General features: G+C 64.3%; 23 protein-coding genes. 9 read left to right on the top strand and 14 right to left on the bottom strand.

Annotation, left to right across the window (positions count from 1 at the left end):
• Nucleotides 1–18 precede the first annotated feature (18 nt).
• From LI72_RS16790 to LI72_RS16780, 3 genes are all read left to right on the top strand, one after another.
• Nucleotides 19–1,290, top strand: a complete 1,272-nt coding sequence (locus tag LI72_RS16790; protein ID WP_033927096.1) for a cation:proton antiporter — start codon at nucleotides 19–21, stop codon at nucleotides 1,288–1,290.
• 67 nt (nucleotides 1,291–1,357) lie between these two features.
• Nucleotides 1,358–2,308 (top strand): hypothetical protein, encoded by a 951-nt coding sequence (locus tag LI72_RS16785; protein WP_033927095.1) that lies wholly within the window; start codon nucleotides 1,358–1,360, stop codon nucleotides 2,306–2,308.
• Nucleotides 2,309–2,390: 82 nt separating this feature from the next.
• Nucleotides 2,391–4,457, top strand: a complete 2,067-nt coding sequence (locus LI72_RS16780; RefSeq protein WP_033927205.1) for a protein-disulfide reductase DsbD family protein — start codon at nucleotides 2,391–2,393, stop codon at nucleotides 4,455–4,457.
• Nucleotides 4,458–4,463: 6 nt separating this feature from the next.
• Here LI72_RS16780 and LI72_RS16775 read toward each other — a convergent pair whose 3' ends face one another.
• The 4 genes from LI72_RS16775 to uvrB all read right to left on the bottom strand — a co-directional run bounded on the left by LI72_RS16775 (nucleotide 4,464) and on the right by uvrB (nucleotide 7,745).
• On the bottom strand, nucleotides 4,464–4,868 hold the full coding sequence (locus LI72_RS16775) for a hypothetical protein (protein ID WP_033927094.1): 405 nt from the start codon (nucleotides 4,866–4,868) through the stop codon (nucleotides 4,464–4,466).
• A gap of 99 nt (nucleotides 4,869–4,967) precedes the next feature.
• Entirely contained in the window at nucleotides 4,968–5,195 is a 228-nt protein-coding gene (locus tag LI72_RS16770; RefSeq protein WP_081985214.1) for a type II toxin-antitoxin system HicB family antitoxin, read from the bottom strand.
• 91 nt (nucleotides 5,196–5,286) lie between these two features.
• The gene (locus LI72_RS20550) at nucleotides 5,287–5,448 is read right to left on the bottom strand and encodes a type II toxin-antitoxin system HicA family toxin (RefSeq protein ID WP_231562513.1); all 162 of its coding nucleotides are present in this window, start codon (nucleotides 5,446–5,448) and stop codon (nucleotides 5,287–5,289) included.
• Between the two features lie 116 nt (nucleotides 5,449–5,564).
• Entirely contained in the window at nucleotides 5,565–7,745 is a 2,181-nt protein-coding gene (gene uvrB / locus LI72_RS16760; protein WP_033927092.1) for an excinuclease ABC subunit UvrB, read from the bottom strand.
• A gap of 133 nt (nucleotides 7,746–7,878) precedes the next feature.
• Here uvrB and LI72_RS16755 point away from each other — a divergent pair, with 133 nt between their 5' ends.
• Genes LI72_RS16755 through LI72_RS16730 form a run of 6 tightly spaced genes read left to right on the top strand, consistent with a single transcriptional unit; the run spans nucleotide 7,879 to nucleotide 12,472 of the window.
• On the top strand, nucleotides 7,879–8,442 hold the full coding sequence (locus LI72_RS16755; RefSeq protein ID WP_033927091.1) for a DUF3617 domain-containing protein: 564 nt from the start codon (nucleotides 7,879–7,881) through the stop codon (nucleotides 8,440–8,442).
• 56 nt (nucleotides 8,443–8,498) lie between these two features.
• Nucleotides 8,499–9,650, top strand: a complete 1,152-nt coding sequence (locus LI72_RS16750) for a serine hydrolase domain-containing protein (RefSeq protein WP_052130102.1) — start codon at nucleotides 8,499–8,501, stop codon at nucleotides 9,648–9,650.
• 52 nt (nucleotides 9,651–9,702) lie between these two features.
• Nucleotides 9,703–10,098, top strand: a complete 396-nt coding sequence (locus tag LI72_RS16745) for a VOC family protein (protein ID WP_033927090.1) — start codon at nucleotides 9,703–9,705, stop codon at nucleotides 10,096–10,098.
• Between the two features lie 32 nt (nucleotides 10,099–10,130).
• Entirely contained in the window at nucleotides 10,131–11,486 is a 1,356-nt protein-coding gene (locus LI72_RS16740) for an amidohydrolase (RefSeq protein ID WP_033927089.1), read from the top strand.
• A 10-nt stretch (nucleotides 11,487–11,496) separates the two neighbouring features.
• On the top strand, nucleotides 11,497–11,823 hold the full coding sequence (locus LI72_RS16735; protein WP_033927088.1) for a hypothetical protein: 327 nt from the start codon (nucleotides 11,497–11,499) through the stop codon (nucleotides 11,821–11,823).
• Between the two features lie 28 nt (nucleotides 11,824–11,851).
• Nucleotides 11,852–12,472: a LysE family translocator gene (locus LI72_RS16730; RefSeq protein ID WP_033927087.1), complete on the top strand. Its 621-nt coding sequence runs from the start codon at nucleotides 11,852–11,854 to the stop codon at nucleotides 12,470–12,472.
• Between the two features lie 168 nt (nucleotides 12,473–12,640).
• On the opposite strand, the gene LI72_RS16725 is transcribed toward LI72_RS16730, so the two are convergent.
• The 10 genes from LI72_RS16725 to bchC form a co-directional block, all read right to left on the bottom strand.
• Nucleotides 12,641–13,372, bottom strand: a complete 732-nt coding sequence (locus tag LI72_RS16725) for a hypothetical protein (RefSeq protein ID WP_033927086.1) — start codon at nucleotides 13,370–13,372, stop codon at nucleotides 12,641–12,643.
• A 169-nt stretch (nucleotides 13,373–13,541) separates the two neighbouring features.
• Nucleotides 13,542–14,657: a photosynthetic reaction center cytochrome PufC gene (pufC, locus tag LI72_RS16720; protein ID WP_033927085.1), complete on the bottom strand. Its 1,116-nt coding sequence runs from the start codon at nucleotides 14,655–14,657 to the stop codon at nucleotides 13,542–13,544.
• Between the two features lie 5 nt (nucleotides 14,658–14,662).
• Nucleotides 14,663–15,715: a photosynthetic reaction center subunit M gene (pufM, locus tag LI72_RS16715; RefSeq protein WP_033927084.1), complete on the bottom strand. Its 1,053-nt coding sequence runs from the start codon at nucleotides 15,713–15,715 to the stop codon at nucleotides 14,663–14,665.
• 15 nt (nucleotides 15,716–15,730) lie between these two features.
• On the bottom strand, nucleotides 15,731–16,555 hold the full coding sequence (pufL, locus tag LI72_RS16710; RefSeq protein WP_033927083.1) for a photosynthetic reaction center subunit L: 825 nt from the start codon (nucleotides 16,553–16,555) through the stop codon (nucleotides 15,731–15,733).
• A 176-nt stretch (nucleotides 16,556–16,731) separates the two neighbouring features.
• Nucleotides 16,732–16,917: a light-harvesting antenna LH1, alpha subunit gene (gene pufA / locus LI72_RS16705; RefSeq protein WP_026091137.1), complete on the bottom strand. Its 186-nt coding sequence runs from the start codon at nucleotides 16,915–16,917 to the stop codon at nucleotides 16,732–16,734.
• Between the two features lie 15 nt (nucleotides 16,918–16,932).
• Nucleotides 16,933–17,145 carry a light-harvesting antenna LH1, beta subunit gene (pufB, locus tag LI72_RS16700; RefSeq protein ID WP_017669604.1) on the bottom strand — a complete coding sequence of 71 codons (213 nt, stop codon included), beginning with the start codon at nucleotides 17,143–17,145 and terminating at the stop codon, nucleotides 16,933–16,935.
• A 129-nt stretch (nucleotides 17,146–17,274) separates the two neighbouring features.
• Nucleotides 17,275–18,729 (bottom strand): chlorophyllide a reductase subunit Z, encoded by a 1,455-nt coding sequence (gene bchZ / locus LI72_RS16695; protein ID WP_033927082.1) that lies wholly within the window; start codon nucleotides 18,727–18,729, stop codon nucleotides 17,275–17,277.
• Nucleotides 18,726–20,258 (bottom strand): chlorophyllide a reductase subunit Y, encoded by a 1,533-nt coding sequence (gene bchY, locus LI72_RS16690; RefSeq protein ID WP_033927081.1) that lies wholly within the window; start codon nucleotides 20,256–20,258, stop codon nucleotides 18,726–18,728. Before bchY ends, bchZ begins: the two co-directional genes overlap by 4 nt.
• Entirely contained in the window at nucleotides 20,255–21,253 is a 999-nt protein-coding gene (locus tag LI72_RS16685) for a chlorophyllide a reductase iron protein subunit X (RefSeq protein WP_033927080.1), read from the bottom strand. The genes bchY and LI72_RS16685 overlap by 4 nt, the downstream gene beginning before the upstream one ends.
• Nucleotides 21,250–22,185 (bottom strand): chlorophyll synthesis pathway protein BchC, encoded by a 936-nt coding sequence (gene bchC / locus LI72_RS16680; RefSeq protein WP_033927079.1) that lies wholly within the window; start codon nucleotides 22,183–22,185, stop codon nucleotides 21,250–21,252. The genes LI72_RS16685 and bchC overlap by 4 nt, the downstream gene beginning before the upstream one ends.
• Nucleotides 22,186–22,332 lie beyond the last annotated feature (147 nt).

Below are 22,332 nucleotides of genomic sequence, written 5' to 3'. Positions count from 1 at the left end.
GAGAGGGGCCCCAGGCGCGTGACACCATCGGAACTCAGCGCGTATTTTTTCGTGCAGCTGGCGCTGATCATCGCCACCTGCCGGATCATTGGCTATGCCGTGCGCCGCTGGCTGGGCCAGCCGCAGGTGGTGGGCGAGATGATCGCAGGTGTGGTGCTGGGCCCGTCGCTGTTCGGCTATGTCCTGCCCGATGTGCAGGCCGCGCTGTTTCCGCCCGAAACCAAGAACATTCTGTTCGTCTGCGCGCAGCTGGGCGTGGGGCTCTACATGTTCCTCGTGGGGCTGGGCTTCCGCTCGGATCATTTCCGCTCGCAGATGGGCAGCGCCGCTGCGGTATCGTTCACCGGCATGGCCGCGCCGTTTCTGGTCGCGGTGTTTCTTGCGCCGATGCTCCAGCGCGTGCCCGGGCTGTTCGCGACCGACGTCAACCAATTCCAGGCGACGCTGTTTCTGGGGGCGTGCATCGCGATCACCGCCTTCCCGATGCTGGCCCGCATCATCCACGAACGCGGGCTGACCGAGACCCGGCTGGGCAGCCTGACCCTGTCGGCAGGCGCGATCGACGATGCCGCAGCTTGGACCGTGCTGGCGATCGTGCTGGCCAGCTTTGGCGATGGCCCTCTGGTGGCGATCAAGGCGATCGTCGGCGGGGCGGCCTTTGCCGCCTTCATGCTGATCTTCGGCCGACGGCTGCTCGCACCGCTGGGGCGGATCGCCGAACGCGATGGCAAGGTGACGCACAGCATGCTGGCCGCGGTGCTGGTGCTGTTCATGCTCGCGGCCTTCGCGATGGACTATATCGGCATCCACGCGGTGCTCGGCGGCTTCGTGCTGGGAATCTGCATGCCGCGCGGGGTGCTCGCCAACGATACGCAGCGCCAGCTGGAGCCGGTGATCATGGTGCTGCTGATCCCGATGTTCTTTGCCTATTCGGGGCTCAACACCCAGCTCACCGTGGTCAACAATGCCGAACTGCTGGCGATCGCGATGGGTATTCTGGCGGCGTCCATCCTCGCCAAGGGGGTAGCCTGCTATGTCGCCGCCCGGCTGACCGGGCAGGACAATGCCACCGCGATGGCGATCGGCGCGCTGATGAACGCACGCGGCATGATGGAGCTGATCATCATCAACATCGGCCTGCAGCGTGGCATCATCGGCCCGGCGCTGTTCTCGATGCTGGTCATCATGGCGATCGTCACCACCTTCATGGCCTCGCCGCTGTTCGATCTGGTCTATGGCCGCAGGCGCAAGAGTCCGCCGGTAACGGACGCGCCCGGCCCTGTGCCGTGACGGGACGGCGCTTGCGTTAACCCTCTAAATCCGCGCCTTTTCGTGTCGCTGTGCTAGATTGTGCGGCATGTTGATCCTTCGCGTCATCCTGCTCGTAGCGCTGCTCGCCAGCATTGCCGTCCCGCTTTCTGCACAGAACCGGGCTTCCGAAAGACCCATGCCCTATCGCATCGCCGAGACCGGCAAGGCCTATCGCTCGCTCGCCGACGCGGTCGGAAAGATCGGGGGCGGCACCGGAACGATCGAGGTCCAGCCCGGCATCTGGCGCGACTGCGTGGTGCAGGAAGCGGGCAACATCACCTATCGCGCGGTCACGCCGGGCACCGCAATCTTCGATGGCGGCGTGTGCGAGGGCAAGGCGACCCTGGTGCTACGCGGCCGCAGCGCGCGCGTCGAGGGCCTGATCTTCCAGAACATTGCCGTGCCGGACGAGAACGGCGCTGGCATCCGGCTGGAATGGGGCGACCTGACGGTGGTCAACAGCCTGTTCCGCAACAGCCAGCAGGGCATTCTCACCGCGCAGAACCCCGGCGGCCGCATCGTCATCGACAAGAGCAGCTTTTCAGGCCTCGGCATGTGCGCATCGGATTGCGCGCACTCGCTGTACATTGGCGATTATGGCTCGCTCACCGTCACCCGCTCGCGCTTCGAACGCGGCCAGGGCGGACATTACGTCAAGAGCCGCGCGGCACGCGTGTCGATCACCGATTCGAGCTTCGACGACAGCAATGGCAACGGCAGCAACTACATGATCGACCTGCCCGGCGGCGCCAGCGGCGAGATCACCCGCAACATCTTCGTGCAGGGACAGAACAAGGAGAACTGGTCGGCGTTCATCGCGGTCGCCGCCGAGGGACGCAGCTACACCTCCGCCGGCCTCCAGATCTTCGGCAATGACGCCAGCCTGGCCCCCGGCGTGGCGCGCAACACCTGGTTCGTCGCCAACTGGAGCCGCGATTCCATCCCTATGGGCGACAATCGCCTCGGCTCGGGGCTGAGCCCCTACGACCAAAGGTAACCGGCGCCCCGTCTTCGGCGAAACTGCCCGCGAACGGCCATTGGTTTTGGCCGATAAAAGCTCTACATGGCGGCGCATGATGATGGCAATTTTCCGGGCGCTGCTGGGCGTTTTTCTGCTGGGGCTCGCCTTGCCCGCCAGCGCCCAGCCGCTGCAGCGCGGCCCCAACAACATTGCCGCATCGCTGGTCGCCGAAAGCCCCGTGCCTGCGCCGGGCAGCACTACCGACCTTGCCTTTGCGATGACCCCGAAAGCCGGCTGGCACGGCTATTGGGAAAATCCGGGCGATGCGGGGCTCGGCATGGCGCTCAGCTGGACCTTGCCCAAGGGCGTGAGCGTCGGCGCGCTTCGCTATCCGGTACCGCAGACACTGGTCATCGCCGGGCTGATGAACCATGTCTACGAAGGGCCCTATGCGCCGCTGGTGGCGCTGAAGATCGACCCTTCGCTCGCCCCGGGCACCCGCCTGCCGATTTCGGTCAAGGCCGATTGGCTGGCATGCACCGACGAAATCTGCGTGCCCGAAAGCGCGACGCTGACCACCAGCCTGACCGTCGGCGATGGCGCGGTGAGTGCAGCCGAGCGCAAGCGCTTCGACGACTGGCGCCAGCGCTTGCCTGCACCTCTGGGCTCCGAAGCGACGTTCGTGGTGGATGGCAAGATCGTGCGCATCGCTATCCCCTTCCCCGCCGCGGGTGCCATTGCAGCTCCTCATTTCTTCGCGCGCACCGAACAGGCCATCAGCTACGGCGCACCTCAGGCCTTCTACCGCGATGGCGACAGGCTGATCATCGAGACCCAGGCCAGCGGCGCTGCTCCGCAGGAGATCGGCGGCGTGCTGCGGATCGGGGCTGGTCTGGGGCTCGATCTGGTCGCAAAGCCGGGTGCGGTGGCGCCGGGCGGCACGCGGATCGACACCGCCTCCACCGCCACGCCTGAGCAGGGCGACATGCTGGCGCTGCTGGCCACCGCTCTCGGCGGCGCACTGCTGGGTGGGCTGCTGCTCAACATCATGCCCTGCGTTTTCCCGATCCTCAGCCTCAAGGCGATCAGCCTCGCCAAGGCCGGCGGCGACGAGAGTGCAGCGCGGCGCGATGCGCTGGCGTACACGGCAGGCATCGTCTCGGTGTGTCTGGCGCTCGGCGGGCTGCTGCTGGCGCTGCGCGCGGGCGGCGAGCAGATCGGCTGGGCGTTCCAGCTGCAGGACCCGCGCATCATCCTCGCGCTGCTGCTGCTGGTCACCGCGATATCGTTCAACCTCGCCGGACTGTTCGAATTCGGCACCATCTCCGCAGGCTCCGGCCTGACCGCGAAGGGCGGCGCATCGGGATCGTTCTGGACCGGCGCGCTCGCCGCCTTCGTCGCGACACCGTGCACCGCGCCGTTCATGGCGGCTGCGATGGGCAGTGCGCTGATCCTGCCGGTGCCCGCCGCGCTGCTGGTGTTCGCAGGCCTGGGGCTGGGGCTGGCCCTGCCGTTCCTCGCGATCGGCTTCGTGCCCGTTTTACGCCGGATGATGCCGCGCCCCGGCGCCTGGATGGCGACCTTCCGCCGGATCATGGCCGTGCCGATGTTCCTGACCGCGCTGGCGCTGGTGTGGCTGCTCGGCCAGCAGACGGGCAACACCGGCGTGCTCTGGGGGCTGGCCGCCGCGATGGCGCTGGCCTTGCTGCTGTGGTGGCTGGGCGCGCGGCAGGCGGGCGGCAAGAGCGGCTGGCTGCCGATCATCCCGGCGCTGGCCAGCGCGGTGGCAGCGATCGTGCTGCTGCCGATGGAGGCTGGCGCATCTCCCAAGCAGGCGTCGGCCGACGCCGCCTTGCAAACGCAGCCGTTCAGCGAGGCACGGCTCGCCGAGCTTCGTGCCGCGAAAACGCCGGTCTTTGCCTATTTCACCGCCGACTGGTGCATCACCTGCAAGGCCAATGAGGCCGCTGCGATCCAGCGCGAGGCGACCGCCGCTGCGTTCGAAAAGGCCGGCGTGGTGGTGCTGGAAGGCGACTGGACCCGGCGCGATGCCGCGATCAGCCGTTATCTGGAGGCCCAGGGCCGATCGGGGGTGCCGCTCTACGTCTGGTACAGGCCCGGTGAAGAGCCGGTGATTCTGCCGCAGGTGCTCACCGTCGACACATTGACCGCCCTGGTCAGCTGAGGCCGGTCAGCCGCCCGCGCGCGCCAGCACGCCGGGCAGATAGCTTTCGCCCAAGGTGCCGCAATTGTCGGCCAGCTCCTCCAGGTCCTTGGCCATCGCGCTGCTGTCGTCGAGCATGGCGACGGCAAACAGCTGTGCCTGCTCTTCCAGCTCGGTTTCGGCTTTCTTGCTGTTGCCCCCCGGAGCCAGCAGGACCGCGCCGGTCATGAAGGCGGTGGCAAGTTCCGTGGCTTCGCCGCTGGTCTTCTTGTCACCCTCGGTCACCGCCGCTGCCGCCGAAAAGAACGCCGCACAGCTCAGTAGCGTTTCATACCCATCCTTGTCGGACAAAGTCTGCGCGTGGGCAGGCGCAGCCAGCAGGGCAGCGCCCAGGGCACCGACGACAAGACGGGAGACAGACGGCAGGGCCATGCAGGAATTCCGATCGAAAGGCCCGGATGCGGGCACAAGAAAACACGGCGCGACCCGCTCAGTCACACCGTGGCGATATCGGATAAACTTGGCAAGCGATCAGGCGGCGCGGATGGCGTAGATGGCCGGGCGGTATTTTGGTTCGGGGATTGGATGTCCCTTATCGCGGGCATAATCCAGCCACATGCCGATCGCCACTTCAGCTTCCGAAATCGCTTCGACCGGGGTTGCGCCATGGGCGGAGCACGGCTTGAGATCTGGTACATCCGCGATCCAGCAATTGTCTTCTGAAGACCAGAAAACATTGATATGATAATGGTGCTGCATCATTCGTCCATCTCTAGGCCCGCGCTCTCGATTATATCAAGAAACTGGGCGACTTGATAGGCCTTGGCATCCTTGCCGATCGGCTGAATTATCAACGGCCGCTCAGCATGGCATGCCCATAGACATGATGGCTGCCGTTGGTGCGATGGTGACGGAAGCCGAACGCTTCCAGCAGTCGCACAAAATCGCGAAAGGAAATGACGCCTGCGCGCGAGGCCAAGAGTTGCTGGTACAGTTTGGCTGGCTTGACCATGAAGACCTCGTTGGATTGAACCCAACACTTTTAATAGGCCGAAAGCAGTCGCGGTCCAGAACCTAATCCCGACGATGATCTAAGCTAGTCCAAAACAGATAGATCAGCATGAAGATTCAAAACTTCCGCTGCGTCTTCCCGTACCGCATCTTGCGCGTGCCCGGCTTGCCTTCGGTCGCGCGGCCCTTCGGCGACGCGACGCGTTGCTCCACCGGCAGCCCAAGCTCCTCCGCCTCCAGCTTGCGGATCTCGTCGCGCAAGCGTCCGGCTTCCTCGAACTCCAGATCGGCCGCCGCAGCGCGCATCTTCTTTTCGAGCTCCTCGATATAGCCGCGCAGATTGTGGCCGACCATGTGCGGGCGGTTCTCGTCGCCGGTGTCGACCAGCACGCTGTCTTTCGAGGCCACATGCGCGATGATGTCGCCGATATTGCGCTTGATCGTCGTAGGCGTGATACCGTGCTCGGTATTGTACGCCACCTGCTTTTCGCGCCTGCGGTTGGTCTCGTTGAGCGCGCGCTCCATGCTGCCGGTGATGCGGTCGGCATAGAGGATCACGCGGCCCTCGACGTTTCGCGCGGCGCGGCCGATGGTCTGGATCAGCGAGGTTTCGCTGCGCAGGAAGCCTTCCTTGTCGGCATCGAGGATGGCGACCAGCCCGCATTCGGGAATGTCCAGGCCTTCGCGCAGCAGGTTGATGCCGATCAGCACGTCGTAGACGCCAAGCCGCAAATCCCGGATCAGTTCGATGCGCTCCAGCGTCTCGACATCGGAGTGCATGTAGCGGACCTTGATTCCCGCCTCGTGCATGTACTCGGTCAGATCCTCGGCCATCCGCTTGGTGAGCGTGGTCACCAAGGTGCGATAGCCCTGCGCCGCCACCTTCTTGGCCTCGTTGATCAGATCGTCGACCTGTTCCTCGACCGGCTTGATCTCGACCGGCGGATCGATGAGGCCGGTGGGGCGGATGACCTGCTCGGTGAACACCCCGCCGGTTTGCTCCATCTCCCAGTTGCCGGGCGTGGCAGACACGCTGACGGTCTGCGGGCGCATCGCATCCCATTCGTTGAAGCGCAGCGGCCGGTTGTCGATGCAGCTCGGTAGGCGGAAGCCATATTCGGCGAGCGTCAGCTTGCGGCGGTGGTCCCCGCGCGCCATCGCGCCGATCTGCGGCACTGTCTGGTGGCTCTCGTCGAGGAACAGCAGCGCATTTTCCGGTAGATATTCGAACAAGGTCGGCGGCGGCTCGCCCGGCAGGCGGCCAGTGAGAAAGCGCGAGTAATTCTCGATCCCGGCGCAGCTGCCTGTCGCGGCGATCATCTCGAGGTCGAAATTGGTGCGCTGCTCGAGCCGCTGCGCCTCAAGCAGCCGGCCTTCGATCTCCAGCTCCTTCAGCCGCTCGGTCAGCTCGAAGCGGATCGCGGCGGCCGCCTGCTGCATCGTCGGGCCGGGCGTGACATAGTGCGAGTTGGCATAGACACGCACCCGCTCGAGCTTGGCGCCGGGCTTGCCGGTCAGCGGATCGAATTCGCTGATCGATTCCACCTCGTCGCCAAAGAAGGAGATGCGCCAGGCGACATCCTCGTAGTGCGAAGGAAACAGCTCGAGCGTATCGCCGCGCACGCGAAAATTGCCGCGGGTGAAGCTGGCATCGTTGCGCTTGTACTGCAGCGCGACGAGCTTGCGGATCAGCTCGCGCTGGTCGACGCTTTCGCCCGCCTTGATGTCGAAGATCATCGCCGAATAGGTCTCGACCGATCCGATGCCGTAGATGCACGATACCGAGGCAACGATGATCACATCATCACGCTCGAGCAAAGATCGGGTGGCCGAGTGGCGCATCCGGTCGATCGCCTCGTTGACCGAACTTTCCTTCTCGATGTACGTGTCCGAGCGAGGCACATAGGCTTCGGGCTGGTAGTAATCGTAATAGCTGACGAAATACTCGACCGCGTTCTCGGGGAAGAAGCTCTTGAACTCGCCATAGAGCTGCGCGGCGAGGATCTTGTTCGGTGCCAGGATCAACGCCGGGCGCTGCGTCGCCTCGATGATCTTAGCCATGGTGAAAGTCTTGCCCGATCCGGTGACGCCGAGCAGCACCTGGTCGCGATCATGCTGGTTGATGCCCTCGACCAGTTCCTTGATCGCGGTCGGCTGATCGCCCGAGGGGGTGTATTCGCTGACCAGCTTGAACGCGCGCCCACCTTCGGCCTTTTCGGGCCGCTGCGGCTTGTGCGGCACGAACGTGCCATCGGTTTGCGGCTCTTCGAGCCCGCGTCGGATTACCAGTTCTGCCATGCCGCAGGATATGCGGAGGCAGGAGCGCGGGCGCAAGGGCGGTGACATGATTGCATTCGACCGGGGGCGTCTTTACGGTCGCGCGCTCAAGGACAATGCGGTCGCGCATCCCTGATCAGATTGGAGAATCACGATGAAGATGTTGCAGACTGTGTCGATCCTCGCCCTCCCCCTGCTGGCGCTGGCCGCGTGCAGCGATGGCGGTGCGGACAAGGATGGCGATGGCAAGATCAGCAAGGAAGAGGTTGCTGCCGAGGCCGAGTCGATCAAGTTCAGTGCCGGCGAATGGGAAAACAAGGTCGAGATCGTCGACGTGAAGTTCGACGAAAGCAAGCTGCCTCCCGAAGCCAAGGGCATGACCGGCGCAATCGTCAAGCAGATGGTCGGCCAGGTGCAGACCACCAAGAACTGCCTGACCGAGGAACAGGCGAAGAAGCCGGGCGCAGACTTCCTGGCTGGCGCGGAAAACGACGAGTGCACCTACAAGAAGTTCAATCTCTCGGGCGGCAAGATCGACGCCGACATCCAGTGCAAGGGCAAGGAAGCGGGCCAGGAAGGCAATATCAAGCTGGCCGGCACCTTCACCTCGTCCACCTATGACATGCAGATGGACATGGTAATGCAATCGCCGCAGACCGGATCGATGACGATCAAGGCAAAGAACAGCGCCAAGCGCATTGGCGAGTGCAAGGGCTGATTGCCGATCCCATGATGCCTGTCTCGTCACCCCCGCGCACGCGGGGGCCCCGGTTCTTGGAGCAGCTCTGGCGCAAGCGCGGGCTTCCCGCCTTCGCGGGAATGACGATGCAGGTGGCTTTGGCGATGGCGGCATTCGTCACCCCTGTCCACGCGCAAGCCGATGACAATGTCGCGATCGAGCTCAAGTTCGCCGCCGATCAGCTGGGCCGGGCCAAGGTCTCGGGTCTCGCGCACCGCCCATCGATGCGCGAGGCGACGCTCGACGATCCGGTGCGGATCGCCTCGATCTCCAAGCTTGCGGTCGGCGTTGCTGTCATGCGGCTGGTCGACAAGCAGGCGCTCGATCTCGACCGCGATGTGTCCCTCTACCTTGGCTGGCGGCTGGTGCACCCCCAGTTTCCGGCGCAGAAGATCACATTGCGGCTGTTGCTGTCGCACCAGTCGGGGCTGAAGGATGATGCGGGCTATTTCATCCCGCTCGATGCGAAACTCGCCGATCTGCTGGCCAAGCCCGAAGCCTGGGACGCCGGCCACGCCCCCGGCGCCTATTTTCGCTATGCCAATGTCAATTACCCGGTGATTGCCGCGGTGATGGAGGCGGCGACCGGACGCCGTTTCGACCGGATCATGACCGAAGAGTTGTTCGAGCCTCTCGATATCCCCGCGTGCTACAACTGGTCGGGCTGCAGGACGGGCGCGGCAAAAGACGCAATCACGCTCTACAATCCCGATGGCAGCGTCGCGCGCGACGACTGGATCGGCATGCCCGACCAGTGCGCCTATGTCGCCGCCAGCAACGGGGCGTGCGACCTGGAAGCCTATCTGCCCGGCCAGAACGGTTCGGCCTTCTCGCCGCAGGGCGGCTTGCGCATCTCGGCAGGCGGCCTCGCGCGGCTGGGACAGATGCTGCTGAGCGGCGGCGACGGGCTGCTGACGCCAGAATCCTTTGCCGAACTGATCCGCGCGCAATGGCGGTTCGATGGCAGCAATGGCGATGACGATCACGGCTATTTCACCGCCTTTGGCCTGGGCGTCCAGCGCATCGAAAAACCCGATGGCCAGGTATGGATCGGCCATCCCGGCGAGGCCTATGGCCTGCGCGCCGGGCTGTGGGTCAACCGCGCGAGCGGCGAAGGCGTGGTGCGGATCAGCACCGGACATGCCGAAGATGACCCCATAGGTCATTGTCTTGACGCATGTCCTTGATAGGTTGCATTCAGCAACCCGAATCAGCGGGCGAGCGGACAGGAGAAACGACATGATCGGCTATGTGACGGTAGGCACCAACCATCTGGACAAGGCGCGCGCCTTTTATGCCGCGCTGGTCGGCGCGCTGGGCGGCAGCGAACTGATGCGGATGGAAGAAAACGGCTTCACCCTGTTCGGAACGCAATGGGGCGTCCCCGGCATTGCGGTGACCCGGCCCTATAATGGTGAAGCGGCGACCGCCGGCAACGGCATGATGATCGCGCTGGCCATGGATACGCGGTCCAAGGTCGACATGCTGCATGCCAAGGCGCTGGAACTGGGCGGCACCTGCGAAGGCGAACCGGGCCTGCGCGGCCCCGAAGGCGACCAGGCATTTTACGGTGCCTATTTCCGCGACCTTGACGGCAACAAGCTTTGCGCGTTCAAGGTAGGACCGGCGGACTGATACCGCAGCCGCGCGGCGCAAAGGGGAAATCGATGAACAGGGCAACGGCTTGGGGCTTGATCGGCAGTGCCATGGCACTCGCGCTGGGCGCGCCTGCGCAGGCGCAGGATGCGCTCGGCAAGGCGGTGGCCAGCGATTACGACGCCAAGCTGGAAAAGCTGTTCCTCGATTTCCACGCCAATCCCGAACTGTCGTTCAAGGAAACGCGCACCGCAAAGATCATGGCGGCCGAATTGCGCGCGGCAGGGGCTGTGGTGACCGAAGGCGTCGGGGTGACCGGCGTCGTCGGCATCATGAAGAACGGCGATGGCCCGGTGATCATGGTGCGCGCCGACATGGATGGCCTGCCGCTCGCCGAGGACAGTGGTCTGGCTTATGCCTCCAAGGCGCGCCAGGTCGATATCGACGGCACCGAAAAGCCGGTGATGCACGCCTGCGGGCACGACACCCATATCACCTCGATGGTCGGCACCGCGCGGCGGCTGGCAGCGATGAAGGACCAGTGGAAGGGCACGATCGTGTTCGTCGTGCAACCGGCCGAAGAGCGCATCGGCGGCGCGGCCAAGATGATGGAGGATGGTCTCTATACCCGCTTCCCCAAGCCCGATTACGCGCTCGCCTTCCACGTTTCGGCCGGCACGCCCACCGGCAAGATCGAGATCCAGCCGGGGCTGACCGCTTCGTCGTCGGATTCGGTCGACATCACCGTGTTCGGCGTCGGCACCCACGGGGCGTATCCGCACATGGGCAAGGACCCGATCCTGATCGGCGCGGAGATCGTCGTCGCGCTGCAGACCCTGATCTCGCGCGAAATCTCGCCGCTGGAAGCCGGCGTGGTCACCGTCGGCTCGTTCCATTCGGGCTTCAAGCACAACATCATCTCGGACAAGGCCGAGCTGCAGATCACCGTGCGGTCGAACGACAATGCGGTGCGCAAGACACTGCTCGACGGGATCAAGCGGATCGCCGAGAATGTCGGGCGGATGAACGGCCTGCCCGAAGACAAGCTGCCGCAGGTCAAGGTCGGCTTCGAATCCACCCCGGTGACGGTCAACGACAAGCCGCTGACCGAACGGATCACCAAGACCTTCGCCAGGCGCTTCGGCGCGGACGCACTGCTCACCAATGAGCCGCAGACCGGCATGGGCGCAGAGGACTTCGCCTATTTCGTTGCGCCCAACACAGATGTGCCGGGCCTGTATTTCAACGTCGGCGGTACCCCGCAGGCGGATATCGATGCCGCCAGGGCGGGCAAGGGTCCGGTCTCCGCGCACCATTCGCCCTTCTTCAAGGTCGCCCCGCGCGAGACCATCACGCTGGCGACCGAGGCGATGGTGGCGGCCGTGCTCGATCTGATGGGGCCCGGCAACGGCCCGACAGCAGATTGATCGCCCGCTGATGGCAAAGCGCCGCGCCTGGGAAGACGATGAGGACGACGAAGCCGCCGCTCCGCCACCCGAGCCATGCTGGCTGTGCGGGCGCGATCTGGGCGAGCTGATCGAATGGCATCATCCGGTGCCCAAGGCCAAGGGCGGCAAGGCGCGCGTCGCCGTCCACCCGATCTGCCACCGCACCATTCACGCGCATTTCACCAATGCCGAGCTCGGCCGGATAGGCGAGAACGTCGAGATACTGCGCGAGCATCCGGAGATCGCCAAGTTCCTGACCTGGATTGCGGGCAAGCCTGCGGATTTCAACGCCCCGACGAAGAAGAAGGAGCGGTGATGACAAGCCAGCCTTCAGGAGGACGGGCATGGAACTGAACCTGTGGCTGATGTTCGTTGCCGCCTCGCTGGTGATGGCGATCATCCCGGGACCGGGCGTCGCGAGCATCATCGGCTTTGCGTTCAGCTCCGGCAGGCGCACCGCGCTCGCATCGGTCGCGGGCATGGCCGTCGGCAATGCGCTGGCCATCACCCTGTCGCTGGCCGGGGCCGGAGCGGTGCTCGCCACCTCGGCGATCGCATTCACCATCCTCAAATGGGCAGGCGCGCTCTATCTGATCACCATCGGCCTGATGGCGATCATCCGCAGCACCGATCGCAGCGGTGACGGCGCGGCCGCCAAGGCGATCAGCGCCAGGGCCGCCTTTCTCACCAACGTGGCGGTGGGCACCCTGCACCCCAAGACCATCCTGTTCTTCATGGCCTTTGCCTCGCAGTTCATCCGCGCAGACGCGCCGTATCTGCTGCAGGCGGCGGTTCTGGTGGCGACCTTCACGCTGGTGGCAGCCGCCACCGACACGCTATATGCGCTGACCGCCTCGCGGGCGTCGGGCCTGATCCGCCGTCCGGCGGTGCGCAAATGGTCGCAGCGGGCAGGCGGCGGTGCGGTGATGTCCGCAGGGATCGCGATGGCAGCCCTGCGCCGCTGACCATGGCCCCCTGACCGTGTCGGCAGGGTGATCACTCGCCGTCGCTGGGCCTGCTCACGCTCCAGTATTGCCAGGCGCAGAAACCCAGCACGACCACGCCCGACATCAGCATCTCGATGATGCCCAGGTTGTTGATGATCCAGTCCTTCATTCACGCCAGTCCTTCATTCACGCCTCCCGCCGCGCTGTCGCTCCACCTGCACCTCGTTTCTGCGGGCGGTTGGCAAGCGTATAGCGGATGATCAGGCTGACGCCGATGACGCTGGGGATCGCCCAGATCAAGGGGTTGAAGACATGGTCAGGCACCAGCCGGATCAGCCCGACAGACAGGAACGCGGTATAGGCCGAAATGCCCATGCCGAGCAGCGCGCGGAAATGTTCGGGCACATGCGCGCGCGGCGGGGCGGTGGGCCGCCAGACATAATATTGCTGGGTGGCGACTGCGGTCAGCCCGACCACGGCCAGCGCCGCCATCAAAGGCTGCCCGATGCTGAGGCCGAAATACCCACACCACGCGGCTGACGCGATCACCGCCGCGAACATGGCCTGATAGAGCGGCCCGCGAAGCGCTGCGCGGTTGGCGCGGTGGCGGACCACGGCCAGGCCATAGACCGCAAAGCCGATGGTCAGCGTGCCCAGATACAGCATCATCCAGCCGAACAGCCCGGCAAACAGAACCCGGTCGGTGATCATCGGCAGGCGCTTTTCCGGGCCGTAGAGCGACAGCAGCGCCATCAGAACCGCCAGCGTACCCGCGACGATAAAGGCGTAAGTGCCGATCCGCCCCCATTTGCGATGTGCAGGGCCACCCTTGCGCGCGGCGATCGGCACCCAGAACGCGATCAGCCCGGTTGCTCCGGCGATGACGTGGAGAACAACCAGGGCTTCAAACAGGTGCATGGGTAGGGCCAATCCAAAAAAATCCTCCCCCAACTTGCTGGGGGAGGGGGACCGCGACGCGAAGCGCCGGGGTGGAGGGATAGCGGCTGGATCGTGCCATCTCGCATCCCCTCCACCATCCTGCGGATGGTCCCCCTCCCCGAAACTAGCTCGGGGAGGATTTCATTCGTTAGTTCCCAGCGGCTGCCGCTGCAGCAGGCGCTGCTGCGGCGGCTGCCGGTCCGGTTGCAGGCGCTGCTCCCGGAACCGCAGGGACAATCGCCGGCCCGACAGTGCGGAGAGCCGGATAGTCCTTGGCCATCTGGGCACCGCCCAAAGGCTTGCGCTGCATCTGGTGGCAGGTGGCGCAATTGGTCTTGTACGGATCACCCTGCGGACCAAGCCGATTGGCCGGGAACACGCTGGCCAGGGGATGGATATATTCCTGGTTGGTGTTCTTGACCATCTGCAGACCATACCAGGCGAGCGCACGCTTGGGGCTGGACTGACCCCATTGCGCGAACGCACGGCTGTTGTGGCAATAGGTGCAGTTGACGTTCAGCGACTGCGACAGGTGCATCATGATGGCATAGTTGGCTTCTGCCGCCTTGGTGCCCTTGAGGTTGGCCGTGGTCGGGTGGATCGTTTCCGACTGCACCCGCGCTGCCTTGGCACCATTGCCGAGATACATGCCGAACGTGCTGAGCGGCAGCGATGCATAGGCGGTGGCGGAAGACGGCGTGTTCTGGCCGCGCTTGTTGCCCATCAGACGCCCGTCGGACGGCTTGGGATCGGTCCAGACATATTTCGGAACCGCAGCCCCACGGTGGCAGGTATAACAGGTCACACCGGTCTGCTTCACGTGACTGGAGTAGTTCTGGTTGATGTTCTGCGTCATCTGGATCATCCGGCGCGCGACAACCTTGGTATATTTGCTGTCGTCGGCCAGATTTTCGGCATTGTGGCAGTAGTTGCACCCGGCTTCCTCGGCAGGCGCGTCGGCCGGCACGATCCACTGGGTGATCGCCGCCATGGTGTAGTCGAACTCTTCCTGGCTGACATGGCCGAGGACCTTGACGTTCTGATACACTTCGCTGGCCTTGGGTCCGCTGGGCGGAGGCAGCTCATACGGCGGCGGAGGCGCCTTTCCGGGATCAACATAATTGTCCGGATCGGTGATCTGGGCGACGCTGGTTCCGCGGAAGCCGCCCTGTTCGGACTTTTTGGGTCCGAAGTCGCAGCCACCCAGAGACAGGCTTGCGATGGCAAGCGCGCCCACGACGGTGAGTTTCGAAAGGCTAAGCATGGCTGTCAGCTCCCTTGCGTCTGGCTGGGGGTCGCAGGCACAGCGGCCGGATCCACAACCATCTGGCTCGGCTCCGCCGGCACCGCAGCCGGTGCGACGAAGCTCGTGCTCGGATCAACAACACCGGTATCGGGATAGGCCGGAGCGAAATTGTGCTCCTGAGCCCACAGATACCAGTTATCGACAACCGTGCCGGTCAGCAGGATGCCGATACCGCCGGTAAGTGTGGTCAGCACGGCAAACCACCAGGCCCAACGATGGATCGATTCCATGGTAGCATTGAAGCCCATCGTCCAGCGCCAGAACAGGCCGGCGCGTTCGCTGGCTGTGCCGCGATCGTAGATCTGTTCGATCTCACGCTCGCCACCATAACGACCCACGGCCAGAATTGTGGCGCCGTGCATCGCAAAAAGCAAGGTCGAGCCGTACAGGAATGCAATCGAAAGCGCATGGAACGGGTTGTAGAACAGGTTGCCGTAGCGGATCGAGAAAGCAGCGGTCCAGTCGAGGTGCGGGAAGATGCCGAAGGGCACGGCTTCCGACCAGCTGCCCAGCAATGCGGGGCGGATGAAGCCGAGCACGAGGTACAGCCAGATGGCACTGGCAAAGGCCCATGCGATGTGCGTTCCCATGCCCAGCGCCTTGGCGCGGCGGTAGGTGCGCAGCCACCACAGCAAGATCGATGCCGTCAGCAGGAAGCCGGTGATGATCCACCAGCCGCCTTCGGCCAGCGGCACCATCGGCGAGAAGCCCCATTCGGGCCCGGGCGGTTCGAGCGCGAGCCAGAACAGCTCTTTCAGGAACACATTGGGGTTCCAGTTGACCGACGCCAGCATGTTGAGACCGATGATCGCGAAGGCCAGCGAGCCCATCAGCAGCGATGCGAGACCGAGCTTGCCGAGGTAGAGCGGGCCGAGCTGGGCCTGGCCGAGCTTGCCCATCCAGTAGCTGTAGGCGGTAACCGGGATGCGGGGATCACTGCCGTCCTTGTGCGGCATCCCCATTTCGGGATGCCCGCGCAACTGGACCTGGGTGAAGATGTTTTGGTAACTTGCCATGGTGAATTATCCCTCTCACATCCAGATCGGCAGGTTGAGCCACCAGCTCCACCATTCCGGCCAGCCGCGGGTCCAGAACGGGCCGGATATGATGATGCACACTGCGCTCCAGAACCCGGCGTTCAGCGCCAGCAGCAGGCCCACGCGGTGGATACCGAGCGTGCCGACCGAATAGCCGATCAGGTCGCGGAAGAAGGTGTCTTCATATTCGGGCGATTTCACTTCTTCGCCCTTGGCCGGGTTGGTGGCCGAAAGGACCAGGGCGCCGTGCATCGACAGGGCCAGGGTCGTGGTGAAGAAGAACGACACGGCGAGCATGTGCGCCGGGTTGTAGTGGAAATGGAGATACTGGTAGCCGACGTTCGACACCCAATCGAGATGGCTGAAGATGCCATAAGGGAAACCGTGTCCCCAGGCGCCCAGCAGCATCGGGCGGAACACCACCAGAGTCACATAGGCGAAGATGGCCACGCCGAAGGCGAACGGCACATGATAGCCCATGCCCAGCTTGCGGCAGATTTCCACCTCGCGCAGCGCCCAGCTGACAAAGGCGCCGATCGCGCAGACCGTGATGATCTGCCACAAACCGCCCTCCTTCATCGGCGCCAGGCCCAGACCGTATTTCAGGTCAGGCGGTGCGATGGAAATGAGCCAGGGGTTCCACGTCCCCCCTTGCGATGCGCCGTAAAAGATCAGCGCGGTGCCAAGTGAGGCAAAGAACAACGTCGTGATCCCGAAGAAGCCGACATAAAAAGGCCCGACCCAGAAATCGAACAGATCCCCGCCGACCAATGTTCCGCCTCTGACGCGATATTTTCTCTCGAAGCTCAAGAGCGCCATTGCCAGACTCCTTCGTTAGCCGCCGCGCACGCGCGCGACGAGCCTGATAGCTATCCCCGGATATGCGGGGTCTCGTTTGTCTCAAAAGCCCAGTGAAAGGGGCGGACCGGTAAGAACCAGTCACGCCGATCCGCCCTCATCGCCTGGTCAGGCGACACACTGGCTTTACCCCGGCGTCAGGGTGTGATCGCCGATGCCGCAGCCACTGCAGCAGGTGCAGCGGTCGGGTTGGGAGCCTCCAGCCAGTTGTAGCGGTTGGTGCTCAACAGGATGAAGTGGATGAGAAGTGCGAGGACGAACAGGAAGACCGCCAGGGCAGTCAGGATCTTGTTGCCATCGAATGTTTGCCACATTCTATGCATGATAAGTTTCCTTTTTTAGCTGAGCTGCACGTCGGTCACGGGGTCGAGACTCGAAGTCGCTTCGTAGCCGGGCGTGCCCGGGAACCACGGGCGCCACTGCCAGACCAGAACGTGTGCGATGATCGCGATGATCGTAAAGAAGGCAAAGCTTGCAACAAAGAGCTTGTGAAACTCCTTTGCTTCGCTTTCCGTCAGGTAGGTCGCAGGACCCATCCCTTCATCTGCCATGAGATATTCTCCTTAGCTTCCAGATTTGGAAGAACGCCAAATGAGCGCCTTCCAGGCGATTATCCGTTCGGGAAAGTCCCGTGCGGATCGTGGAGGCCCCGTCCCAAGGCCGATGACTGGGCCAGCCGCTCATGCGGGCTGACCCATATTCTGTGCGACGGCTTCCTCCACCAGCCGCACCTCGGTTACTGAATTCTCGTTCGCGCGCCGCGCGGCCCTTTCGGCCGCATCGCGCAGGTTCTTGGCCGCGGAGATCCGCACCAGGACCGGTTGCGCATCGACCAGCTGGTCGAGCCGCGCCTTGGCCTCCGGCGTCCAGTCGAGTTCCCGCTCGATTCTGGCCGGCGTCGCTGCCACCGCATCCATCTGGGTCGACAGGGGCAGGATGTGGAACAGCGCATCGAACAGCGCGTTGCACACCTCCTGCACCAGCCAGGTCGCCCCCGAATAGCCCATCACCGGCGTTCCCGTGTGGCGGCGGATGACCGCGCCGGGGAAGCTGGCCGGAATGTACATGCCGCGCGCGCCGCATTCGGCCATGTACATCCGCTCGTTATAGCTGCCGAACATCACCAGCGGCGGATTGGTGCGGATCGCCTCGCGCACCGCCTCGTTGTCGGGCTTCACCCCCGCAGTGCGGCTGAACGCAAAGTTGCACGGCAGCCCCATGTCGTGCTCGAGGAAATTGCGGATGCCGCGCGCATAGGTTTCGTTGGCATGGATGCCGAAGCTTGCCGTGCCGAAGAAATCCTGCGTAACCGAGCGCCACAGATCCCAGAGCGGCTTGATCGTCGTGTGCTTCTCGCGGTCGATGAACGGTTCGGGGTTCAGCCCGGTCAGCTCGCCCAGCTTGCGCAGGAACAGCGTCGTCGATTCAAGGCCGATTGGCGCCTGCAGATACGGCCGTTCGAGCGTTTCGCACAGGTTGCGGCCGAACTCGCGGTACATGCAGATGTTGACCTCTGCGTCCGCCAGCTTCTTCACATCGGCCAGATGGCTGCCCAGCGGGAAGACCATGTTCAATTCGCAGCCGATGCCTTCGACCAGCCGCTGGATTTCGGCCAGGTCGCTCGGCATGTTGAACGTGCCGTAGATCGGACCCAGGATGTTGACCTTGGGCTTCACCCCTTCCTTGCGGGGGGCAAGCGGCTTGACCTTCTTGGGACCGAATTCGGTCCACAGCCAGGTCAGCGCGCGATCGGCCGCCTGCCACTGGTCCTCGTCGATGGTCCGCGGCAGGAACCGGCGGATGTTGGTACCGTTGGGCGTGACGCCGCCGCCGATCATCTCGGCGATCGAACCGGTGACCACCACGGCGGGAAGGTCAGGATCGAGCGTCTGCCAGGCGCGGCGCATCGCGCCTTCGGTACCGGTCTTGCCCAGCTCCTCCTCGCCCAGGCCGGTAACGACAATGGGCAGTTCGTGCGGGGGCAGCGCATCGGTATAGTGCAGCACCGAGGTGACCGGCAGATTCTCGCAACCCACCGGGCCATCGATGATGACCTGCAGGCCCTTGATCGCGGTGAACGCATAGACTGCGCCCCAATAGCCCCCGGCCCGATCGTGATCGATAATGAGCGTCATGTGCCCACCGCCTCTTCGGACTTGTTGAGGCCGACCATGCGGGCGGCGTACTTCTTCTTGAATTCGGGCCGGTCGACCGGCGTGTCGCGCCAGATGCCGGCATTCGCGTCGGCACCGACGCCGTCGAAGAAGCTCTGCATCCGGTCGAACCGGTCCTGGTTGGCGAGCGCCGCGTTGATCACCAGCGCCAGCGAACCTGCGCCTGCCGGGCCCATCAGCGGACGTGCCGAGATGAGGTTGGTGAAATACAGCGCGGGAATGGCTTCGCTCTTGGCATGCTGCACGACCGGGGTGGTTCCGATGGCCAGATTGGGGCGGTATTCCTCCACCGCCGCGATGTCCTGTTCCAGACTGGCGCGGTACTGGATCCGCACGCCGCGTTCTTCCAGCCAGGCACGATCGGGTTCGGACCAGCGGGTCTTGGGGCAGGCGGTGCCGACATAGGGCACATCCGCGCCGCTTTCGATCAGCAGCCGCGCGACCAGCAGTTCGGAGCCTTCATAGCCCGACACGGTGATGCGGCCCTTGATCGGGTTGGCATCGAGCGCCGCGCGGATGGCGGGCAGGAACCGGTTCTTGGCGGCATCGACCAGAGATTGCCCGATGCCGCACGCAGCACCGATCGCATCGAGCCAGGCAGCCGTGCCGTCGACACCGACGGGCGCAGAGCCGACGACGGGCCGTCCAGCCGCCTCGAACTCGCGCACGCTGGCGGTGTAGAACGGATGGATCGCGGCGACCACGGCGCAATCGAGCGCGCTGTAGAGTTCGCGCCATTCGCGGGTGGGGACGACCGGGCCAGCGGCCAGGCCCAGAGGCTCGAGCAATTGCCCGATGCCGACCGGATCGGCGGGGAACATTTCACCCAGCAGGGTCACCGTGGGACGATCGGGGCGCTGGCTGGGGGCCGCAACCGGCCCTTGCGTGGCTTCCTTGCGGGCATAGGCCAGCATCGCGCCTGCGAGCACGTCCTTGGCTTCGGCGTGGGTCGGAATGCCGAAACCGGGGACATCGATGCCGATGATCCGCACGCCGTTGATCTGCTTGGGCAGATTCTGGATCGGCACGCCCGATGCGGTGGGTACGCACAGGTTGGTGACGACGATGGTGTCGTACAAAGCCGGATCGGCCATCAGATGCACCGCATCGCGAATGTCTTCGTACAGCTTGCCGGTGACCAGCGTTTCCGAGCTGAACGGCACATAGCCGACAGACCGGCGCGCGCCGTAGAAATGCGAGGTGAAGGTCAGGCCATAGACGCAGCAGGCCGATCCCGACAGGATCGTCGCGGTGCGACGCATGCGCAGGCCCACCCGGAGCGATCCGAACGCGGGGCACATGCTCTGCGGCTGATCGTGCGGGCCCTTGGGATAATCTGCCGCATAGCGCGCCAGAATCTCGCCCTTGCCGGCCTCCTCGGCCGCCGCGCGCATGGTGTCCTTTGACGAGCACCCCCCTTCGACGGGAGCGGCCGCAAGGTCGATCCGGTCAGGCGTGCGCGAGGCTGAAGAGGCGGGCTGATCGGTCATACGCTGTCGTAAACCACTTCGAGCGAAGGCTTCTGTTCGTAGGTGCCGCCGCGCATGTCGGCCTGGGTCGCGGGAACCAGCTCGACATTGCCGCCGGTGTCCTCGGGCTTGAACAGGCCGAGCAGGCCGTCCTGCGTCAGCGGACGCGGCGATGCGGGCTGCGCTTCGGCAACGTTGGTCGCCAGCTCCTCGAACAGCGACGCCCATTCGGTGTCGGGCCGCCCGATGATCTGGTAATTGGCCGACTTGCGGCGGATGTCCTCATTCGCCGGGATCGAGGCGAGGATCGGGATGCCGACTTCGGCCGCGAACGCCTGCGCCTCGCCGGTGCCGTCATCCTTGTTGATCAGTATGCCCGCCACGCCGACATTGCCGCCCATCTTGCCGAAATAATCGACCGCCTTGCAGACATTGTTGGCGACATAGAGCGACTGCAGGTCGTTCGAGGCGACGACGATGACCTTCTGGCACATGTCGCGGGCGATCGGCAGGCCGAAGCCGCCGCACACCACGTCGCCAAGGAAATCGAGCAGCACGAAATCGAAGCCCCAGTCGTGGAAGCCCAGCTTCTCGAGCAGTTCGAAACCGTGGATGATGCCGCGTCCGCCGCAGCCGCGTCCGACTTCGGGACCGCCCAGTTCCATCGCGAACACACCGTCGCGCTGGAAGCAGACATCCTCGATTCTGACCTCTTCACCGGCAAGCTTCTTGGCGCTGCTGGTTTCGATGATCGTCGGGCAGGCCTTGCCGCCGAACAGCAGGCTGGTGGTATCGGACTTGGGATCGCACCCGATCAGCAGCACGCGCTTGCCCTGCTGCGCCATCATGTAGCTGAGGTTGGACAGCGCAAAGCTCTTGCCCGATCCACCCTTGCCGTAGATCGCGATGACCTGCGTTTCCTTCGTCACCGGGCCGGTGTGCACCGGATCGGGCTCGTGCGACGCCTCGTCGCGAAGGGTGGCCGTATCAGGGCCGGAATGTTCCAACATCGTCATGCGCAAGCGCTCCAATCGAGTATCATCTTGAGACAGGCGGGGTCAGTAAAGGCGGTGGGATAGGCCTGCGGCGCGTCGGCCACCGGCTGGACATGGCTGACCAGGCCCTCCAGGCTGAGAGCACCGCTGGACACCATCGCGCGGATGGCGACCAGATCGTCCGGACCCCATTCGGCGGCGACGCGGATCCGCGCCTCGCGCATGAAGGCCGGGGGAAAGGCAAAGCTGAGCGGCTGCTGGTAGAAGCCCGCGAGCGTGATTTCACCACCCTTGGCGAGGCGGCCGATCAGCGTGTCGAGCAGCGCGCTGTCGCCGCTGACGTCGCAGATACTGCGATAGTCACGGCGCTGATCACTGTCGGGATGGATGATCGCATAGGCATGATCACCGGCGCTGCGCGTTGCATCGATCTCCCACACGGTGGGTGCGGGCGCGCCGCTGGCGATGGTCAGCCGCGCAAGCAGACGTCCCAGAATGCCGTGGCCGATGATCAGGTCGGGCGCTTCGCCGCCGGCCATCGCATGCAGCGCCGTGGCGGCCAGAGCGAACAGCACGCCGTCCGATCCCCAGGCCTCGTCGATCGGGAGAGCCCGGGCCGAGGGCACCACGAGTCGCCGCGCAGAACCGCCGAACAGGCCGCGCGCATCGGCAAAGCAGTTGGCGCCGGGCACGAACACCCATTCGCCGATCCGGCCTTGGCATTCGGCGCCCGAATCGACGATCCGGCCGACCGATTCGTACCCGGGTACCAGCGGATAACCCAGTCCGGGGAAGTTCGGCATCTTGCCGGTGAACAGCAGCTTTTCGGTCCCGGTGCTGATTCCGCTCCACATGATCTCGACGACGACGTCGCCCGATTCGGGGGCATTCAGCTCGAGGGAGCGGAGCGCGAGGCGGTGCGGCGCTTCGAAAATGACGGCCATGGCCTGCATATTGCGCTCCCCTCGTTTTGAGCCTTGAGGAGTCGCCTAAGAGACCCCTGAACAAGGTGTCATCTTAACTTAACTCCCCATAGTGTCAATGTAGGTTTACACATGCAGGTGCATTTGTTTTTGGACACTTGGACACATCGCTGGGAG

The organism is Sphingomonas sp. 35-24ZXX, assembly GCF_000786215.1.
Taxonomy (GTDB): domain Bacteria; phylum Pseudomonadota; class Alphaproteobacteria; order Sphingomonadales; family Sphingomonadaceae; genus Blastomonas.
The sequence above is the reverse complement of the archived record's forward strand: the minus strand, read 5'-3'. Positions and strand labels throughout refer to the sequence as shown.